The organism is Streptomyces sp. BK239 (assembly GCF_004217285.1).
Lineage (GTDB): Bacteria > Actinomycetota > Actinomycetes > Streptomycetales > Streptomycetaceae > Streptomyces.
This window is the reverse complement of record NZ_SHKS01000003.1, coordinates 685304-701219: the sequence shown is the minus strand read 5'-3', so window position 1 is coordinate 701219 and position 15916 is coordinate 685304. Positions and strand designations below refer to the sequence as shown.

Here is a 15916-nt window from a genome sequence, read left to right as displayed (position 1 = left end):
GATGCGGGTGCTGCTCGCCGACGACGAGCATCTGATCCGGGGCGCGCTGGCCGCGCTCCTGTCGCTGGAGGACGACCTCCTGATCGTCGCCGAGGCGGCGACCGGCCCGGAGGCGCTGGCGATGGCGCGGGCGCACCGGCCGGACCTCGCCGTCCTGGACCTGCAGATGCCGGGCGCGGACGGTGTGAAGGTCGCCACATCGCTGCGGGCCGAGCTGCCCGACTGCCGGGTCCTGATCGTCACCAGCCACGGCCGGCCGGGACATCTGAAGCGGGCGCTCGCGGCGGGTGTGCGCGGGTTCGTCCCGAAGACGGTGAGCGCGCAGCGCCTCGCGGAGATCATCCGGACCGTGCACGCCGGGAACCGGTACGTCGACCCCGAGTTGGCCGCCGACGCGATCGCCTCCGGGGACTCGCCGCTGACCGCGCGGGAGACGGAGGTGCTGGAACTCGCCGCCGACGGCGCGCCCGTGGCGGAGATCGCGGAGCGGGCCGCGCTGTCGCCCGGGACCGTGCGGAACTACCTCTCGTCGGCCGTGTCCAAGCTGGGGGCGGAGAACCGGCACGCGGCGGTGCGTCTCGCACGAGAGCGCGGTTGGGTATAGTTGCTCTCGCGCCACGGCGCACTGCGGACGTAGCTCAGTTGGTAGAGCGCAACCTTGCCAAGGTTGAGGTCGCGAGTTCGAACCTCGTCGTCCGCTCCGTTTCGAAGGCCCCGGTCCACTGGACCGGGGCCTTCGCGCGTTTCACCTCGCCTGCCGGGGCGCTAGCTCCAGGCGGTGCCCGTCAGCAGCTCGTAGGCCTCGACGTACTTCGCCCGGGTGGCCTCGACGATCTCCTGGGGCAGCGGCGGCGGCGGGCGCTCGCTCGTGCGGTCCCAGCCGGACTCCGCCGAGGTCAGCCAGTCGCGCACGAACTGCTTGTCGTACGACGGCTGTGCGCGGCCCGGCTGCCACCGGTCGGCCGGCCAGAAGCGGGAGGAGTCCGGGGTGAGGACCTCGTCGGCGAGCACGAGCCTCTCGTCCTCGTAGCCGAACTCGAACTTGGTGTCCGCGAGGACGATGCCCCGCTCGCGGGCGATGTCGCGGGCGCGGCCGTAGACGTCGAGGGTCGTCCGGCGCAGCTCGGCGGCGGTGTCCGCGCCGACCTGGCGGGCGACCTCCTCGTAGGAGACGTTCTCGTCGTGGTCGCCGACGGCGGCCTTGGTGGCCGGGGTGAAGATCGGGGCGGGCAGCTCGGATCCGTCCACCAGGCCCTCGGGGAGGGCGAGGCCGCAGACCGTGCGGGACTCCTTGTACTCGGCGAGGCCTGAGCCGGTGAGGTAGCCGCGGGCCACGCACTCGACGGGGACCATCCGCAGCGACTTGCAGACCAGCGTGCGGCCCGCCCAGCCGGCGGGGGCGCCGGCGGGGAGTTCGGTGCTCAGGACGTGGTTGGGGACCAGGTCGGCGAGCTGGTCGAACCACCAGAGGGAGAGCTGGGTGAGGATGCGGCCCTTGTCGGGGATCTCCGTCGGCAGCACCCAGTCGTACGCGGACGTACGGTCGCTGGCGACCATCACGAGATCGCCCGCCTCGTCGCGGTACAGCTCGCGCACCTTGCCGGTGTGGAGGTGCACCAGGCCCGGCACCTGAAGCGGCTCGGGCTTTTCTACGAATCCGGACACGGTTCCTCCCCGTGGTTCTGTACAGATGGCCTGATTGTCCCGTACACGGGGGCGGACCCGGGACGGAGGGTCGGGGGGAAGGGCGGCGGGCAGGGCGCGAGGGACTTCAGTCGCGTTTGCAGATGCGGTCCAGGAGGTTGGCCGTGGCGCGCTGGACCCGGGGGTCCGCGTGGCCGGGGCGGTCGAGGGCGGGGGACCAGGCGAAGGTGCCGGAGGCGAAGACCAGGGCGCCGGAGGGAGCCCGGTACAGCGAGGTGTCCTGGTGGCGCGGGACGCCCCGGGCGTCGGTGTAGGGCGAGTGGGCGAGCAGGACGCGCTCCTCGTGGGGCGGGAGCGCGGTGCGGGGGTGATAGCGGTCGGCCTCGCCCGCCACGAGGCCCTCGATCGTGTCGCCCTCGTGCGCCCCGGTCGCCTCCCACATCCAGTGGCCGGCGTTGCGGACGATCAGCGGGTGCGGCTCGGGCACACGGCCCGCGTACTGGATGCCCAGCAACTGCTGCTCGGCGCGGTCGATCTCCCGCCACAGGGCCGCCTTGCCCGGCCCCCTGCGTTTGCGGCAGGTGAGCAGCCGGCCGGGGACACCGGACGGCGACGGGCCCAACTCGACCTGCCAGTAGAGGCTGTTGGCGGACAGGAAGACGAGGGAGGTGCCTTTGTCCCGGGCGAGTTCGACGGTGCGGCGCATGCCCCGCGACCAGTACTCGTCGTGGCCGGGGAAGATCAGGCCGCGGTAGCGGGCGGGGTCGACCCGGCCGGCTTCCAGGTCGCGGGCGTCGGCGTAGGCGAGGTCGTAGCCGTAGCGCTCGGCCCAGCGGATGACGTCGTAGGCGTGGCCGACGTGCAGGGGCAGGCCCGCGCCCGCGTAGGGGCGGTCGAAGGAGACCGTCGTCGCGGCGTCGGCCTCGCCGAGGAGGCGGCCGTCCTCGTCCCAGGCGTGGTAGAAGCTGGCGCCGGTGCGGCCGTCCTCCGGGTAGAGGTTGTACGCCTGCCAGGTCACGTCGGGCAGGACGAGCAGCAGGTCGGCGGGGCGGTCGTCGCCGACCGTGAAGGGGATGTGCGAGCGGTGGCCGTCGGCGGTGGTGAGGACGGCGACGTACGCGCCCACGTTCCAGTACGACGGCACCTGGAGCCGCCAGGAGAGCCACCAGTGGTGGCAGGAGACCGTGCGGTCGGCGGTGAGGGGCGGGGGCTGGACGATGCCGGAGAGGCGCGGGCTGGTGGTGATCTTGGCGGCGCCGTCGCCCTGGTAGTGGCCGACGCGGTAGATGTCGACGCTGAACTCCTGCGGCGGGTCGACCGTGATGTGGAAGTCGGCGGCCTCGCCGGGGGCGACCCTGCCGGTGGAGGTGAATCCCTTGATCTGTCGGCGCACGTCGTCGGCGGACCGGGGGCCTCCGGTCGCGGCGCGCGGGAGGGGGATCCTGGGGGCGGCCGTACGGGTGGCGGCGTCGGTGGGGGCGGCCGGCCGGGCCTGTGCCGAGCGGGGGGACGATGCCGGTGCGGAAGCCGGGGCGGCGGCTTGGTCGACGTACCAGGGGACGAGCCGGCCCGTGTCGTCGAAGTACGTCTCCGCGCCGCGCAGCCAGGGGAGGGGTCCCTGTCCGAAGGGGTCCGTCACGGCGTGCGCGAGCGCCCCCGACTCCCATCGGCGGATGTGCGGCTGTCCTCCCATGGTGCTCCCCTCCCTATGGCCCCCGTGGTCGTGTTGCGGTGCAGCGGTCCTGCGGCGCCCGGACGGCGTTCGGCTGTTCGTGTGGTTGTCCTATGTCGCACGCCCATGCCATGGGCTCGATCGGTCCCAGCACATCACATAACGCGCGCAGGCAGTCACTATTCGTTGCGAATTGGCTGAAAGTGGAACCAATGCTTCCTCACTGGTCACCGCTCGCCTGTCGCCGCTCGCCGGTCACGTCGCAGGTCGCTGAACGCTGGACGCAGGTCGCTGGACGCAGGTCGCAGGTCGCCTCAGCCGAGCCGCACCGGTTTCTCCGGGCGTATCCCCAGCTCGATCAGCCAGGTGCGCAGCGGCACCGCGTCTCCGTCCTCGACGAGGCTGAGCACTCTGGGCGTCAGGTCGGCCACGCGCACTCCGTCCACCAGGAGGGTCGGGCCGTCGAGCCAGTCCAGGCCGGGCGTGGCGCCGACGGTGTCCATCGCGGCACAGCAGACCATCGCCGTGACGTGGTCGGCGAGCAGCTCGCGCTCGGTGCGCGGGGGCTGGAGCGGGAAGAGCGGGAGCGCCGCGTCGTCCCAGAGGGCAGCGTCGAGGCCCTGACCGGCGGCGGCCGCGACCGCGCCGTGCGTCGACTGCGGCGCGGCCTCGGCCTCCTCCCGCGCGACCTCGGCGCCGAGCCGGACGGCCAGGGCGCTCTCCGCGCCGTCGGCGCCGTCGGTCTCCGGCTCGGTCGGCTCCGCGCCCCTCGCGCCCCGGCGCGCGCTCTCCGTCAGGTGGTCCAGCACCCGGGCCAGCGTCGGGCCGTCGGGCGACGGGACCGCGGGGTCGGGGGTGCGGCGGACGCCCAGGGCGTCGAGGACGCGGTGCAGTCGGGCCGCGTCGGTGCGCCACTTACGGTCGACGACCTCGTCGGGATACTCCTGCCAGCCCACCGGCGCCCAGTCGGGGCCGGACTCCGCGGGGCCGCCGTGGAAGAGGCGGGCCGCGAGGAGGGAGGCCGCCTCGTCGATCGCGCCGGGCTCCTCCAGGAGGTCGCAGGCCGGACGCTCGCCCAAGCGGGAGGCGAACCCCTCGGCGAGACGGTCGCGCCGGGACAGCTCGGTCAGGGCGGCGACGACGCCCGCGTCCAGTCGCGACGGCCAACGGCCCATCCGCCAAGCCGGCAGCGCCACGCGCGTGAGGAGGCGGTCCCAGCCCGCGTACGCGAGCCCCACCTGCTCCTGGGCGACGATCCGCAGCCCGTAGTCCACGGCCTGCGCGCGCTCCGCCGCCGCGGCGGCCACCCCGCGCTCCATCTCGGCGGCGTGCGCCTGGCAGGCGCGCAGCATCACGCGCGCGGCCCAGCCGATACCCGCGCACACCAGCCGTACGCCGGGACAGCGCCCGCGGTCGGCGGAGACGGCCACCGCGGCGTCCAGGCCGCGCACGAACCGCCGGGCCGCCGCTATGTCGGGGTGCGCGGAGGGGCCCGTACCGGCGACGACCGGGGCGAGGACGGCACGCAGCTCGCCCACCCGCATCCACCAGAGGAACGGCGAGCCGATGACAAGGACGGGCGCGGTGGCCGTACGGCGGTTCAGCCGGTGCTGTGCGGCGCCGGCGATCTCGTCGCGCTCCCGGGGCGGGGGCGGGCCGTGGGCCGGGTGGGTGCGGTCCTCCAGCCAGCTGTCGCAGTCCGGCGTGAGCGCTATGGCGGACGGCGCGGGCACGTCCAGCCGGTCGGCCAGGTCACGCACCATCCGGTACAGGTCGGGGGCCGCGCTCTCGGCGACGGCGACGGTCGGACTGACGGCGGGACGGGCGCGCGCGACGACCAGGGCGACGACGGCGGCGGCCAGCAGGACGAGGACCGCGAGGACGCAGACCGTCCAGCGGGCGGCGTCCCACCCCGGGCCCACGAGGTGGCCCGTGGAACCGCCGGCGAGCAGGATCACGGCGGCCGCCGAGGGCAGCAGCGCGACGGCGAGCGCCCGGCTGCGGACACGCAGCACGGCAAGCGCCCGGGCGCGCGCGGCTTGCGCGCCCGCTTCCATTCCCGTTCCGGTCACGACCGGACGTCACCCCCTCCCCGCGGTCCTGGCGGTGCTTGCCGTGGCGGCACGCCCCGTCGGCTTCGTAGTGCTCACTCCCCCACTGTGGCACCCGCCACTGACATCGCAATGCCGGTGAGCCAAGTGCCGGAACGCTTGCGCCGCACCCTAGTTGGCGCTTCGGCCCCCGTCAGCCGGATGGGGCAGCGCTCACACGATGGAATGGCTCTGGGGAGAGGTGGATGCCGCTGGGCAAAGGTCAGGCCCCGGATTCCAGGGCTGTCGCCGTGGGGGTTCCGGGGCCTGTCCAAGGGCATGCGGGGTCTGTTAGAAGGGGGCGCGCGGTCCGGTTCGCGGGGGCGCGGGGGTCTTCTCGAAGGGGCGTGCCAGGCGGCGCGTTCGAGCTGTGTGCGAAGTGGGCGCGGTGGTGTGCGTCGTTCGGCGCCGCGCGTCCGTCCGGGTTCCTGGCGTGATGCTTGTCCGGGTTCCTGGCTGCCGCGCGACTGGTCGGGGCGCGCGCCGAGACGGCTCGCGCCCCCTGCGGAGCCAGACGGCTCGCGCCCCCTGCGGAGCCAGACGGCTCGCGCCCCCTGCGGAGCCAGACGGGTCACGCCCCCGCCGGGGCCTCCGCCGCCGCCTTCGCCGCGATGTCCGTGCGGTGCTGGGAGCCGTCGAGGCCGATGCGTGCGACCGCCCGGTACGCCCGCTCGCGGGCCTCGGTGAGGTCCGTGCCGGTCGCGGTGACGGACAGGACGCGGCCGCCCGCGCTGAGCACCGCGTCGCCGTCCCGCCTGGTGCCCGCGTGCAGCACGTACGCGTGCGGGGCGTCCTCGGCGGCGACCACGTCGAGACCTGTGATCGGGTCGCCGGTGCGCGGGGTGCCGGGGTAGTTGTGCGAGGCGACGACGACGGTCACGGCGGCCTCGTCGCTCCAGCGCAGCGGCGGGAGGTCGCCGAGGTTGCCGGTGGCCGCCGCCATGAGGACGCCGGCGAGCGGGGTCTTCAGGCGGGCGAGGACGACCTGCGTCTCGGGGTCGCCGAAGCGGGCGTTGAACTCGATGACGCGGACGCCCCGGCTCGTGATCGCGAGGCCGGCGTAGAGCAGCCCGGAGAAGGGCGTGCCCCGGCGGCGCATCTCGTCCACGGTGGGCTGCAGGACGGTCGCCATGACCTCGTCGACCAGCTTCGGGTCCGCCCAGGGCAGCGGGGAGTACGCGCCCATTCCGCCGGTGTTGGGGCCCTCGTCGCCGTCGAGCGCGCGCTTGAAGTCCTGCGCGGGCTGGAGCGGGACGACCGTTTCGCCGTCGGTGATCGCGAAGAGGGAGACCTCCGGGCCGTCGAGGAACTCCTCGATGACGACCCGCTCGCAGCGCGCCGCGTGCGCCTTCGCCGCCTCGGCGTCACTGGTCACGACGACGCCCTTGCCGGCGGCGAGACCGTCGTCCTTGACGACGTACGGGGCGCCGAACGCGTCGAGCGCCTCGGCGACTTCCTCCGGCGTCGTGCACACGTAGGAGCGGGCGGTGGGCACGCCGGCGGCCGCCATCACGTCCTTGGCGAACGCCTTCGAGCCTTCGAGCCGCGCGGCCTCTCCGGACGGGCCGAAGACCGGGATGCCCGCCGCGCGCACGGCGTCGGCGACCCCGGCGACCAGCGGCGCCTCGGGGCCCACGATCACCAGCTCGGCGCCGAGCTCCGTGGCCAACGCGGTCACGGCCCCGCCGTCCAGGGCGTCGACCTGGTGCAGCTCGGCGACCTCGGCGATGCCGGCGTTGCCGGGGGCGCAGTGCAGCGCGGTGACGGCGGGGTCGAGGGACAGTGAGCGGCACAGGGCGTGTTCGCGGGCGCCGTTACCGATGACGAGGACGTTCACGGGGGTCAGCCTAACGGGCTGAGGGCCCGCGGGTTTGTGCGGGCTTCCGAGAGACGGGGGGCGGGGGAGCTGTGCGTTCCTCCAAGACGGGCTACTCGTTGGTGAACTCCTCCACCACCGTCGCTCCCAGCTCGCGCATGATCAGGTCGTGCCCGGAGAGCGCCGACTCGTTGAGGTCGGGATCGTCGTCCTCGGGGATGTCGTCCTCGATGGACACCGGGTCCGGGGCGGAGGGGCGAGCGGCGGGGGTCGGCGGTCGCTGGGCGGGCGCGGGACCGGAGGACGACGTGGAGCCGGAGGAGGGCGCGCCGGAGCCGCTGGAGGAGGCCGAGGGCCCGGCGTTCGAGGCGGAGCCGCCGCCGTAGCCGCCGGATCCACCCTGGCCTGCGTGCGTGCCGGTGTTTCCAGGGGTGCCGGAGTTGCCGTAGCCGCCGCTGTGGCCTGAGCCCTGCCCGGACGAGCCGGGACCGCCCGGGCCGCCGAAGCCGCCGGGCGAGCCCGGGTAACCGGGCGGACCAGAGTGGCCGGACGGTCCGGGGCCGCCGAAGCCGCCGGACGGCGGGGCCGGGGCCGATCCGCCGCCGGACGGGTCGACGACCGCCTCGATCTTCCACTGGACGCTGAACTGCTCGCTCAACGCCTGACGCAACACGTCCTCGCTGCCGCTGCCGGCGAAGTTGTCGCGTGCTCCGGCGCTCGCGAAGCCGAGCTGGAGCGTGGTGCCGTCGAAGCCCGTGACCTGAGCGTTCTGGCTGAGCAGGATCCAGGTGAAGCGGCGGCGGTTCTTGACCGCCTCCAGGATGTTCGGCCAGAGCATGCGGGGGTCGAGACCGCCTGCGGGGGGCGCGTGGGACGCAGGCGCCGGGGACGCGGGGGGCGCGGGCTGGGGCGCGGCCTGCGGCCCGGGGGCGGGGGCCGAGGAGGCGGAGGAGGCCGGTCCGGGGGGCGTCGGGGGCCTTCCGCCCCCCGCGGCGGCGGCCGTGGGCCAGCCGCCGGGCCGACGGCCGCTGCCGGCGGCGGTGGGGGTCGGCCAGGCGCCGGGGGCGGGGGCCGTAGGGGAGCCGGTGTCCGCGGGGGCGGCCGGGGCGGATTCCTGCGCGGCGGCGGGCTGCTGCTGCGCGGGCTGGGGCGCCGGGGCGGGCGGCGTGGGATCGGGGGCCTGGGCGGGCTGGACCGCCTGACCGCCCGCAGGACCGCCCCCACCGGGACCACGCACCGCCGCACGGGCCGCGGCCGCACCGCCGCCGGGCGGCACAGGCGCGGTGTCGCCGTGGGCAGCACCGCCGGCGAGAGCAGCCCCCGCCGCGGAACCGGAACCGGAACCGCCGCCGTGCGCCTCCGGCCCCGGCACGTATCCCATCGAGGGCATGCCGCCGCCCCCGGCGAAGTTCACACCGCGCTCGATCCGGTCGAGGCGGGCCATGACGGACCGCTCGTCGCCGTAGGCGGCGGGCAGCAGCACGCGCGCGCAGATCAGCTCGAGCTGGAGACGGGGCGAGTTGGCGCCGCGCATCTCGGTGAGGCCCTCGTTGACGAGATCGGCGGCACGGCTGAGCTCGGCCGCGCCGAAGACGCCGGCCTGGGCCTGCATGCGCTCGACGACGTCGACGGGGGCGTCCAGGAGCCCCTTCTCGGCCGCGTCCGGAACGGCGGCCAGGATGACGAGGTCGCGCAGCCGCTCCAGCAGGTCGGCGACGAACCGGCGGGGGTCGTTGCCGCCCTCGATCACCCGGTCCACGACCTCGAAGGCGGCGGCCCCGTCGCCGGTGGCGAAGGCCTCGACGACGGAGTCGAGCAGCGAGCCGTCCGTGTAGCCGAGGAGGGAGGTGGCCATGGCGTACGTCACACCCTCCTCGCCGGCGCCGGCGAGGAGCTGGTCCATGACGGACATGGAGTCACGCACGGACCCGGCGCCCGCGCGCACGACGAGCGGAAGGACCCCCTCGTCGACGGGGATGTCCTCCTGGCGGCACACCTCGCCGAGGTAGTCCCGCAGGGTCCCCGGGGGCACGAGGCGGAAGGGGTAGTGATGGGTCCGCGACCGGATCGTCCCGATGACCTTCTCGGGCTCGGTGGTGGCGAAGATGAACTTCAGGTGCTCCGGCGGCTCCTCGACGACCTTGAGGAGCGCGTTGAAGCCGGCCGACGTGACCATGTGGGCCTCGTCGATGATGTAGATCTTGTAGCGGCTGCGGGCCGGTCCGAAGAAGGCCTTTTCACGCAGGTCACGCGCGTCGTCGACACCACCGTGCGAAGCGGCGTCGATCTCGATGACGTCGATGGAGCCGGGCCCGTTGCGGGCGAGGTCCTTGCAGGACTCGCACTCGCCGCAGGGCGTGGGCGTGGGCCCCTTCTCGCAGTTCAGGCACCTGGCGAGGATGCGCGCGCTGGTCGTCTTGCCACACCCGCGCGGCCCGCTGAACAGGTACGCGTGATTGACCCGGTTGTTCCGCAGCGCCTGCTGCAACGGGTCGGTGACATGCTCCTGCCCGATGACCTCGGCGAACGACTCCGGGCGATAGCGGCGGTACAGCGCGAGAGACGACACGCTTACGAGGTTATAGGCGCACACTGACAACCGGCCCCGCCGCCCGGAGGGCCCCTCGGCTCCCCCGGGAACGCAAAACGCCCCCCACGCACCCGCCAGAGCCGACCTACCCTTGCTGCCTTCCGGCCCTGGGGGAGTTCAGTCAGATAGCGCCGCGTGGGGAGCTGCGCTCAGGTTACCTGATCCCGGACCCGGGGATCGAGTTCGCGAGCACTCCTCTCGGTCATGTAATGTTTCCGGCGGAGGATTCGCCTAGAGGCCTAGGGCGCACGCTTGGAAAGCGTGTTGGGGGCAACCCCTCACGAGTTCGAATCTCGTATCCTCCGCCAGTGCCTCACCGGGCACGATGTCGAAGGGCCCCACCGCAAGGTGGGGCCCTTCGACGTTGTCCGGCTCATGGTCAGGCTCTCCGGTGGCACGGCCCGGAGAGCGGCAGGCAGGCCGGCGGTGGTCGCCTTCACGTGCCGCGTGTGTGGCTCAGGCGTGGGGGTCCGCGCCGAGGAGCACGGTCAGGGTGATGGCGATGGCCACGGGGCCCAGCAGGGCGAGACGGGCGTAGCGGGCCAGGCGGGAGATGCCGGGGGCGAAGTAGAGGGGCGTCGCCACAGCCGCGGTGAGGGCGACCTGGATCACGGTCACTTTCACGGAGCCCGCCGTGATCAGCGGTTGCGCCCATGCGACGGACAGGGCCGTCAGGAGAAGGACCGGGCCGAAGGTGATCAGTGCCGCCCCGGCCCAGAAGAAGACGGCCAGGCAACGACAGGCCCGCGAGTCGGCCAGGTCGCGGGGTTTGACGTTCCGGGTGACGTTCACGGCTTCAGCATGGGGTCGGCGACCAGGTCGCCGCATGGGTGCGGCTACTCAACCAGGCTTCGTCCCCTGCATGAGTACGTGCGGCCCCAGGTGAGCTGTCTGTCAGCGTTCGATGCGTACCGGGCGGGTCACGCTCACCTGGTCGATCTCCGACACCCGCACCGTCAGCTTCATCTCCCAGGTGCCGGGGAGCGGCAGGTTGACGGAGGGGGTGCTCCAGTAGCCGCCCCGATCGGTGAGCTTGGCGTCCAGGGGCCCTATGTCCTGGCTGGGGAGGGTGAAGGACATGCGCAGCTCGGGGAGGGGGACGAGCCCTCCGTCGACCGCGTAGGCCACGGCCTGGACCGAGTTGCTGCCGACGCGGCCCGGGTCGAGGGTGACCTGGACCCTGCCGCGGGCGTTGCCGACGGCGAAGGGGACGTCGGTCACGGAGGCGACCGGCAGGCCCGCGGACCGCTCCGAGGCGGCCGCCTCGGCTGCCGCCCGGCCGGGGAGCGTCGCGGTGAGGATCGTCGTCAGCAGCAGGACGACCACGGAGACCGCCACTTCCACGAGGACGGACCGGCGCAGGGCACGGCGGTGGGCGTCCTCCTGCGGTGCGGCACGCACCGGGTCGACGGCCGGCTGCGGGGGTGTGCTGTCCGTCGCCGCGGTCGGCTTCGCCGTCATGTTCGCTCCCACCGCCACCGGGCTCGGTTCCGTCTTCAGCGCGGCCTCCGTCGTCGCCTCGGCCGTCGTCTCCGGCGCCGCCGCCGTCCATCGCTTCGTCCAGTGCCGCGACCACGCGCCGGCCAGGAGCAGCAGGGCCACCGCCGCCAGCTTGGCGAGCAGGACCCGGCCGTACGTCGTGGTCGTGAGGGTGTCGAGCGTGCCGAGGCCCCGCCAGGACTGGTAGACGCCGGTCGCCGCCAGGACGGTCACCGAGGCGGTGGCCACGCGGGAGAAGCGGGCGGCCACGACGGCCGGCAGGTCGGTGCGGTGCAGCAGGGTGAGCAGGGACACCAGGCCGCCGAGCCACGCCGCCATGGCGAGCAGGTGCAGCGCCGACGAGGCCATCGCGGCCGGGACCTGGATGCCGGCCGAGGCGTGCTCGGCGGCGGCCCAGGTCAGGGCGAGGCCCACGGCGAGCACGGCCCCGGCGGCGAGGTACGCGCGCGTGGGCTGCTCACGGTCGCCCTGTCGTCGCAGGCGCCGCTGCCGCAGGAGCAGGGCGGCGGTCGCCGCGAGCAGGGCCAGCCGGGCGAGCAGGGCGAGTCCCGGGCGGCCGATCAGGGTGCGTTGCAGGCCCGCCAGGTCGAACGCCCCCGCCGGGCCCGTTCCCTCCTCGTAGGGGGCGCGCAGCAGGAGCAGGAAGACCGACGTGGCGACGAGGACCCAGAAGCCGGCCAGCAGCGGCCTACGCAGGGGGCGTACGTCCGGGGGGCGGCAGACCGCCACGAAGACGCCGATGCCGATGACGAGGGTCGCGCCGCCGTACGCGAGATAGCGGCCGATCTTGAACAGGCCGCTGGTGGCCGGGTCCTCGGTGCGTCCGGACGACAGCACGGCCGTCGTCGGGGACGGCTGCCCGACGGAGAAGGTGAAGGCTCCGGAGACCGGGTGGCTGTCCGCCGAGACCACCCGCCAGGCCACCGTGAAGGTGCCGGTGCCGAGCTTCTCGGAGAGGGGGACCTGCGCCGTCTCCGAGCGGCCGTCCGCGTGCCGGGCCTCGCCGGTGTCGACCCGCTGGTTGTCCGGGTCCAGGACGCGGAAGGAGTCGTCGAGGAGACTGACGGACTCGGTGAAGGTCAGGGTGATGCTGCCAGGGGAGCTCTTGAGGACGCTTCCGTCGGCGGGGTCGGTGGAGCGGAGGGCGGCATGGGCAGACGCCGGGCCCGCGCCTGCGAGGACGAGCAGGACCAGCAGGGCGCCCAGCAGCACCAGCCCCTGAAGCCGCCGGACGCCGCTTCCGTCACCGCCCGCAGCCCGGACCCGTCCGGCGCTTCCCGCGCCCTTCGCGTGCTCCGCGCCGGCCGCCGTACCGCGCCGTCGTCCGCCATCGCGCCCTTCGCTCACGTCACCGCTCCGTACGACTCGTGTGCTCGGGGATACGTACGGAGCGGGGGGCGGTCCTGCTCACCCGGGTTTCTCGCAGGTCACCGGGTCGAGTGTCCCGCCGCCCGGTCAACGTGCGTCGGGGAAGGCCACCTCGCGGCGCAGGAAAGCCAGTCGGGCCTTCTTCTCCGGCAGGAACACGTCCGGCAGGTCGATCTCCGGGAGGGTGACGACCGGCCCCGCCTCGAAGCCCTGCCGCAGGAAGCGGGTGATCGCCTTCTCGTTGCGCACGTCGGGGTCGACCACGACCCGCCGCCGGTCCAGGCCCAGCAGCACGTACGCCGCGAGCACGCCCATCAGCAGCGCCGACCAGCCTGACCGCGCACCCCGGGCACCGGCGGGTGCGAGGAGCAGGTGGATGCCGATGTCGCCGGGCTCGACCTGGTAGCACTCGCTGACGCGGTCCGCGGCCGGGTCGTACGTCTGGAGCAGGGCGACCGGTTCGCCGTCCAGCTCGACCAGGTGGGCGTGGTGGGTGTCGAGGCCGGCCATGTGGGCGTAGATCTCGGCCACCTGGTCGCGGGTCAGGCCGTTCATGCCCCAGAACGCGGCGCGTTCCTCGCTCGTCCAGCGGTGGACGACGTCCGCGTCGCCCTCGGCGTCGAGGGGCCGGATGCCGACGGTTCCGAACCCGTCGACGGTCTGCTCGTACGCGTACCGGTCGGACATCAGTGGTCGCTCTCCTTCGTCAGCAGCGTCCAGTCGGTGACGACCGGCGCGAGCTCGCCCGTGAGCCAGAGGGGGAGCTGGTCGTGGTGGTGGGGGCTGTCGGGGCGTCCGGACGCGCCGAAGGGCACGACCCAGCGGCTGTCCTCGCGGCGGGCCAGGTCCCAGACGTAGCGGGCGGCCGGGCCGCGTGCGGCGAGGTCGGTCCAGCCGGGCACGGCCGAGGTGCACAGCACGCAGTCGTGGTCGCCGGAGAGGGCCGGGGCCTCGTACGAGGGGTCGGGCAGGGCCCGCCAGGGGGCGAGGCGGTGGGTGTCGCCCCAGCGGGCGGCCGGCTGTCCGGCGACCTCCTCGACGGCCTCGCGGACGAGCGCGCGGCGGTCGACGCCGTACAGCTCGTCGGCGCTGAGCAGGTGGGACAGCGCGAAGCCGATGCGCGGGACGAGGGCCAGCCAGGGCAGGAGCACCTCGGGGTAGGCGGGCGGTGCGGTCAGGGCGGCGAAGGCCGGATGGGCGGCGAGGCGGCGCACGACGGCGCTGCGCAGGGCGGCGTAGGCGGCCGCGTCCTGGCTGTCGGCGTCCATGTGGCGGTCCCAGCGCAGCAGACGTTCGCGCAGGCCGGCGGCCGGCCCGGTCAGGTCGTCGAGGGCGGCGAGGCGATCGAGGAGGGGACCGGCGGACGCGAGGTGGGTGTCGGTGTGCAGGGCCGGCATGTCGGCCGCCGACCACTGCCTGCGCCCGTCCAGCAGTTCCCTGATGCGGTCGGCGCGGTGCGGCGGGGCGAACTCGACGCCGAGCGGGGCGGCCGGGCCGCGCTGGTTGGCCATGACGGCGACGCCGTCGGTGAGACCGGCGCGGGGCGTCTCGTGCCAGCCGGTCCACTCGTGGCCGGGCTCCCAGGCGGGGACCAGACGGACGCGGTTGGCCTCGGCGCGCACGGGGACGCGGCCGGCGACCCGGTGCAGCAGTCCGCCCTCGGTGTCGGCGGCCTGCACGACGTTGACCGGCTCGGCCCAGCGGTCGAAGGCACGGTCCACGTCGGCGACCCGGCGGGCGCGCAGGAGCGGCAGCAGGGCGCTGAAACCGAGGTCGGCGGTGACGCGGGGCGGGTAGCGCAGGGCCAGGGCGAGCGGGGCGCCGGCGTGGTCGAGGTCCGGCGCGGTCCCCTCGGGGCGGCCCCCGGTGACACCGTCACGGTCCGGCGCGATCCCCTCGGGGCGGGCCCCGGCGACACCGTCACGGTCCGGCGCGATCCCCTCGGGGCGGCCCCCGGCGACACCGTCACGGTCCGGCGCGATCCCCTCGGGGCGGCCCCCGGTGACACCGTCACGGTCCGGCGCGATCCCCTCGGGGCGGCCCCCGGTGACACCGTCACGGTCCGGCGCGATCCCCTCGGGGCGGCCCGCGGTGACGTCGCCGGGCTCCGCCGAGGCACCCCCTCGAAGGTGCGTGATGCCGTCCACACCACCGTCGTCGGGGTCCGGCGCGCTCCCCCCAGGGCCGTTCGCGACCACCGCGTCGACGTCCGCCGCGGTGCCCCCGCCCAGGCCCTCGGGTCCGCCCACGATGACGGGCCCGCGCTCGGTCTCCAGGATCTCGACCTCGACGCTCTCCTCCCCCGCGACCCGGATCAGCTCGGTGTGCCGGGTGACCCGCCGCCAGACGCCGTCCGGGCCGAGGGCCTCGACGCCGGCGCCCGTGCGGCGCAGGCGCTCGCGGTAGAGGTCCTGGTAGTCGGCCATGGCGTTGGTGATGGACCAGGCGACCGTTCCGGTGTGCCCGAAGTGGGCGATGCCGGGGATCCCGGGCACGGCGAGTCCCACGACGTCGAACTCGTCGCAGGCCAGACGGATCTGCTGGTAGACGCCGGGGTCCTCGATGAAGCGGTGCGGGTCACCGGCGATGACGGCCTGCCCGGTGCGGGTGCGCTCGCCGGCGACCAGCCAGCCGTTGCTGCCGGAGGTGCCGGGGCCGTCGGTGGCGAACAGCCCGACCGCCTCGGGGCCGAGGTGCCGGATCGCCTCCTCGCGCCACAGCTTGGCGGGGAAGCCGGCGAACAGGATGTGGGTGGAGAGCCAGACGGCGAGCGGGGTCCAGGGTTCCCAGCGGCCGGGGGCCAGGCCGAGGTCCGCGAACTCGGGGGCGGGCGGCGCGGGCGACTCCGGGGCGGCGCCGGCCCCGGTCAGGCCCTCGTTGACGCCGTCCACGTATGCCCGTACCCAGTCGGCGGTCTCCGGGTCGCGCTCCTCCAGGGCGGCGAAGCAGCGGCGGGCGGTGTCGTCGAGGCGGGCGCGGCGCACGAAGCGGTCCCAGGGCAGGGCGTCGGCACCCAGGAAGGACGCCGAGGTGCCGCGGGCGCGGTGCCGTTCGACCTCGAGCTGCCAGGCGCGGTCGCGGGCGGTCACCCGCCCCTGGAGCCGCGCGAGCTCGCGGGCGCTTCCGGCGCGCAGGTGCGGGATGCCCCAGGCGTCCCGGAAGACGCCCTCGGGTCTGTCGGTCTCGGTCGTCACCCTGTGACCCCTCTTGCTTTTAGGTTAGCCTCACCTAACGAT

General features: G+C 74.6%; 10 protein-coding genes, 2 tRNA genes and 1 other RNA gene. 3 read left to right on the top strand and 10 right to left on the bottom strand.

Annotated features, from left to right (window positions below; translation table 11 throughout):
- Position 1 precedes the first annotated feature (1 nt).
- Both EV567_RS13190 and EV567_RS13185 read left to right on the top strand, forming a co-directional pair.
- Positions 2-604 carry a response regulator transcription factor gene (locus tag EV567_RS13190; protein ID WP_130439619.1) on the top strand — a complete coding sequence of 201 codons (603 nt, stop codon included), beginning with the start codon at positions 2-4 and terminating at the stop codon, positions 602-604.
- A 23-nt stretch (positions 605-627) separates the two neighbouring features.
- Positions 628-700: transfer RNA gene (locus EV567_RS13185), tRNA-Gly, on the top strand.
- Between the two features lie 65 nt (positions 701-765).
- Here the strand turns inward: EV567_RS13185 and EV567_RS13180 are convergent.
- The 6 genes from EV567_RS13180 to ffs form a co-directional block, all read right to left on the bottom strand.
- Positions 766-1665 (bottom strand): phosphoribosylaminoimidazolesuccinocarboxamide synthase, encoded by a 900-nt coding sequence (locus EV567_RS13180; protein WP_130439408.1) that lies wholly within the window; start codon positions 1663-1665, stop codon positions 766-768.
- A 106-nt stretch (positions 1666-1771) separates the two neighbouring features.
- Positions 1772-3337 carry a N,N-dimethylformamidase beta subunit family domain-containing protein gene (locus EV567_RS13175; protein WP_130439406.1) on the bottom strand — a complete coding sequence of 522 codons (1566 nt, stop codon included), beginning with the start codon at positions 3335-3337 and terminating at the stop codon, positions 1772-1774.
- A gap of 293 nt (positions 3338-3630) precedes the next feature.
- A complete protein-coding gene (locus EV567_RS13170) occupies positions 3631-5373 on the bottom strand; it encodes a hypothetical protein (RefSeq protein ID WP_130439617.1) in 1743 nt (580 codons plus the stop codon).
- A 604-nt stretch (positions 5374-5977) separates the two neighbouring features.
- Positions 5978-7243, bottom strand: coding sequence for a phosphoribosylamine--glycine ligase (purD, locus tag EV567_RS13165; RefSeq protein WP_130439404.1), 1266 nt, complete (start codon positions 7241-7243; stop codon positions 5978-5980).
- A gap of 91 nt (positions 7244-7334) precedes the next feature.
- Positions 7335-9791, bottom strand: coding sequence for a DNA polymerase III subunit gamma and tau (locus EV567_RS13160; RefSeq protein WP_130439402.1), 2457 nt, complete (start codon positions 9789-9791; stop codon positions 7335-7337).
- Between the two features lie 70 nt (positions 9792-9861).
- An RNA gene (gene ffs / locus EV567_RS13155) (signal recognition particle sRNA small type) lies at positions 9862-9960 on the bottom strand.
- 72 nt (positions 9961-10032) lie between these two features.
- Between ffs and EV567_RS13150 the strand changes: the two genes are divergently transcribed.
- Positions 10033-10120 (top strand) — tRNA-Ser (locus EV567_RS13150).
- A gap of 148 nt (positions 10121-10268) precedes the next feature.
- On the opposite strand, the gene EV567_RS13145 is transcribed toward EV567_RS13150, so the two are convergent.
- The 4 genes from EV567_RS13145 to EV567_RS13130 form a co-directional block, all read right to left on the bottom strand.
- Positions 10269-10604 (bottom strand): hypothetical protein, encoded by a 336-nt coding sequence (locus tag EV567_RS13145; protein WP_130439400.1) that lies wholly within the window; start codon positions 10602-10604, stop codon positions 10269-10271.
- A 102-nt stretch (positions 10605-10706) separates the two neighbouring features.
- Entirely contained in the window at positions 10707-12524 is a 1818-nt protein-coding gene (locus EV567_RS13140) for a copper resistance CopC/CopD family protein (RefSeq protein WP_130439615.1), read from the bottom strand.
- 243 nt (positions 12525-12767) lie between these two features.
- The gene (locus EV567_RS13135) at positions 12768-13367 is read right to left on the bottom strand and encodes a GNAT family N-acetyltransferase (protein ID WP_130439398.1); all 600 of its coding nucleotides are present in this window, start codon (positions 13365-13367) and stop codon (positions 12768-12770) included.
- Positions 13367-15874 carry a penicillin acylase family protein gene (locus tag EV567_RS13130; RefSeq protein ID WP_130439396.1) on the bottom strand — a complete coding sequence of 836 codons (2508 nt, stop codon included), beginning with the start codon at positions 15872-15874 and terminating at the stop codon, positions 13367-13369. Before EV567_RS13130 ends, EV567_RS13135 begins: the two co-directional genes overlap by 1 nt.
- Between the last annotated feature and the right edge of the window lie 42 nt (positions 15875-15916).

Bases quoted from the DNA above. Each gene is read 5' to 3' on its own strand.
- EV567_RS13190 (WP_130439619.1), top strand. From the start codon at position 2: ATGCGGGTGCTGCTCGCCGACGACGAGCATCTGATCCGGGGCGCGCTG.
- EV567_RS13175 (WP_130439406.1), bottom strand. From the start codon at position 3,337: ATGGGAGGACAGCCGCACATCCGCCGATGGGAGTCGGGGGCGCTCGCG.
- EV567_RS13170 (WP_130439617.1), bottom strand. From the start codon at position 5,373: ATGGAAGCGGGCGCGCAAGCCGCGCGCGCCCGGGCGCTTGCCGTGCTG.
- EV567_RS13135 (WP_130439398.1), bottom strand. From the start codon at position 13,367: ATGTCCGACCGGTACGCGTACGAGCAGACCGTCGACGGGTTCGGAACC.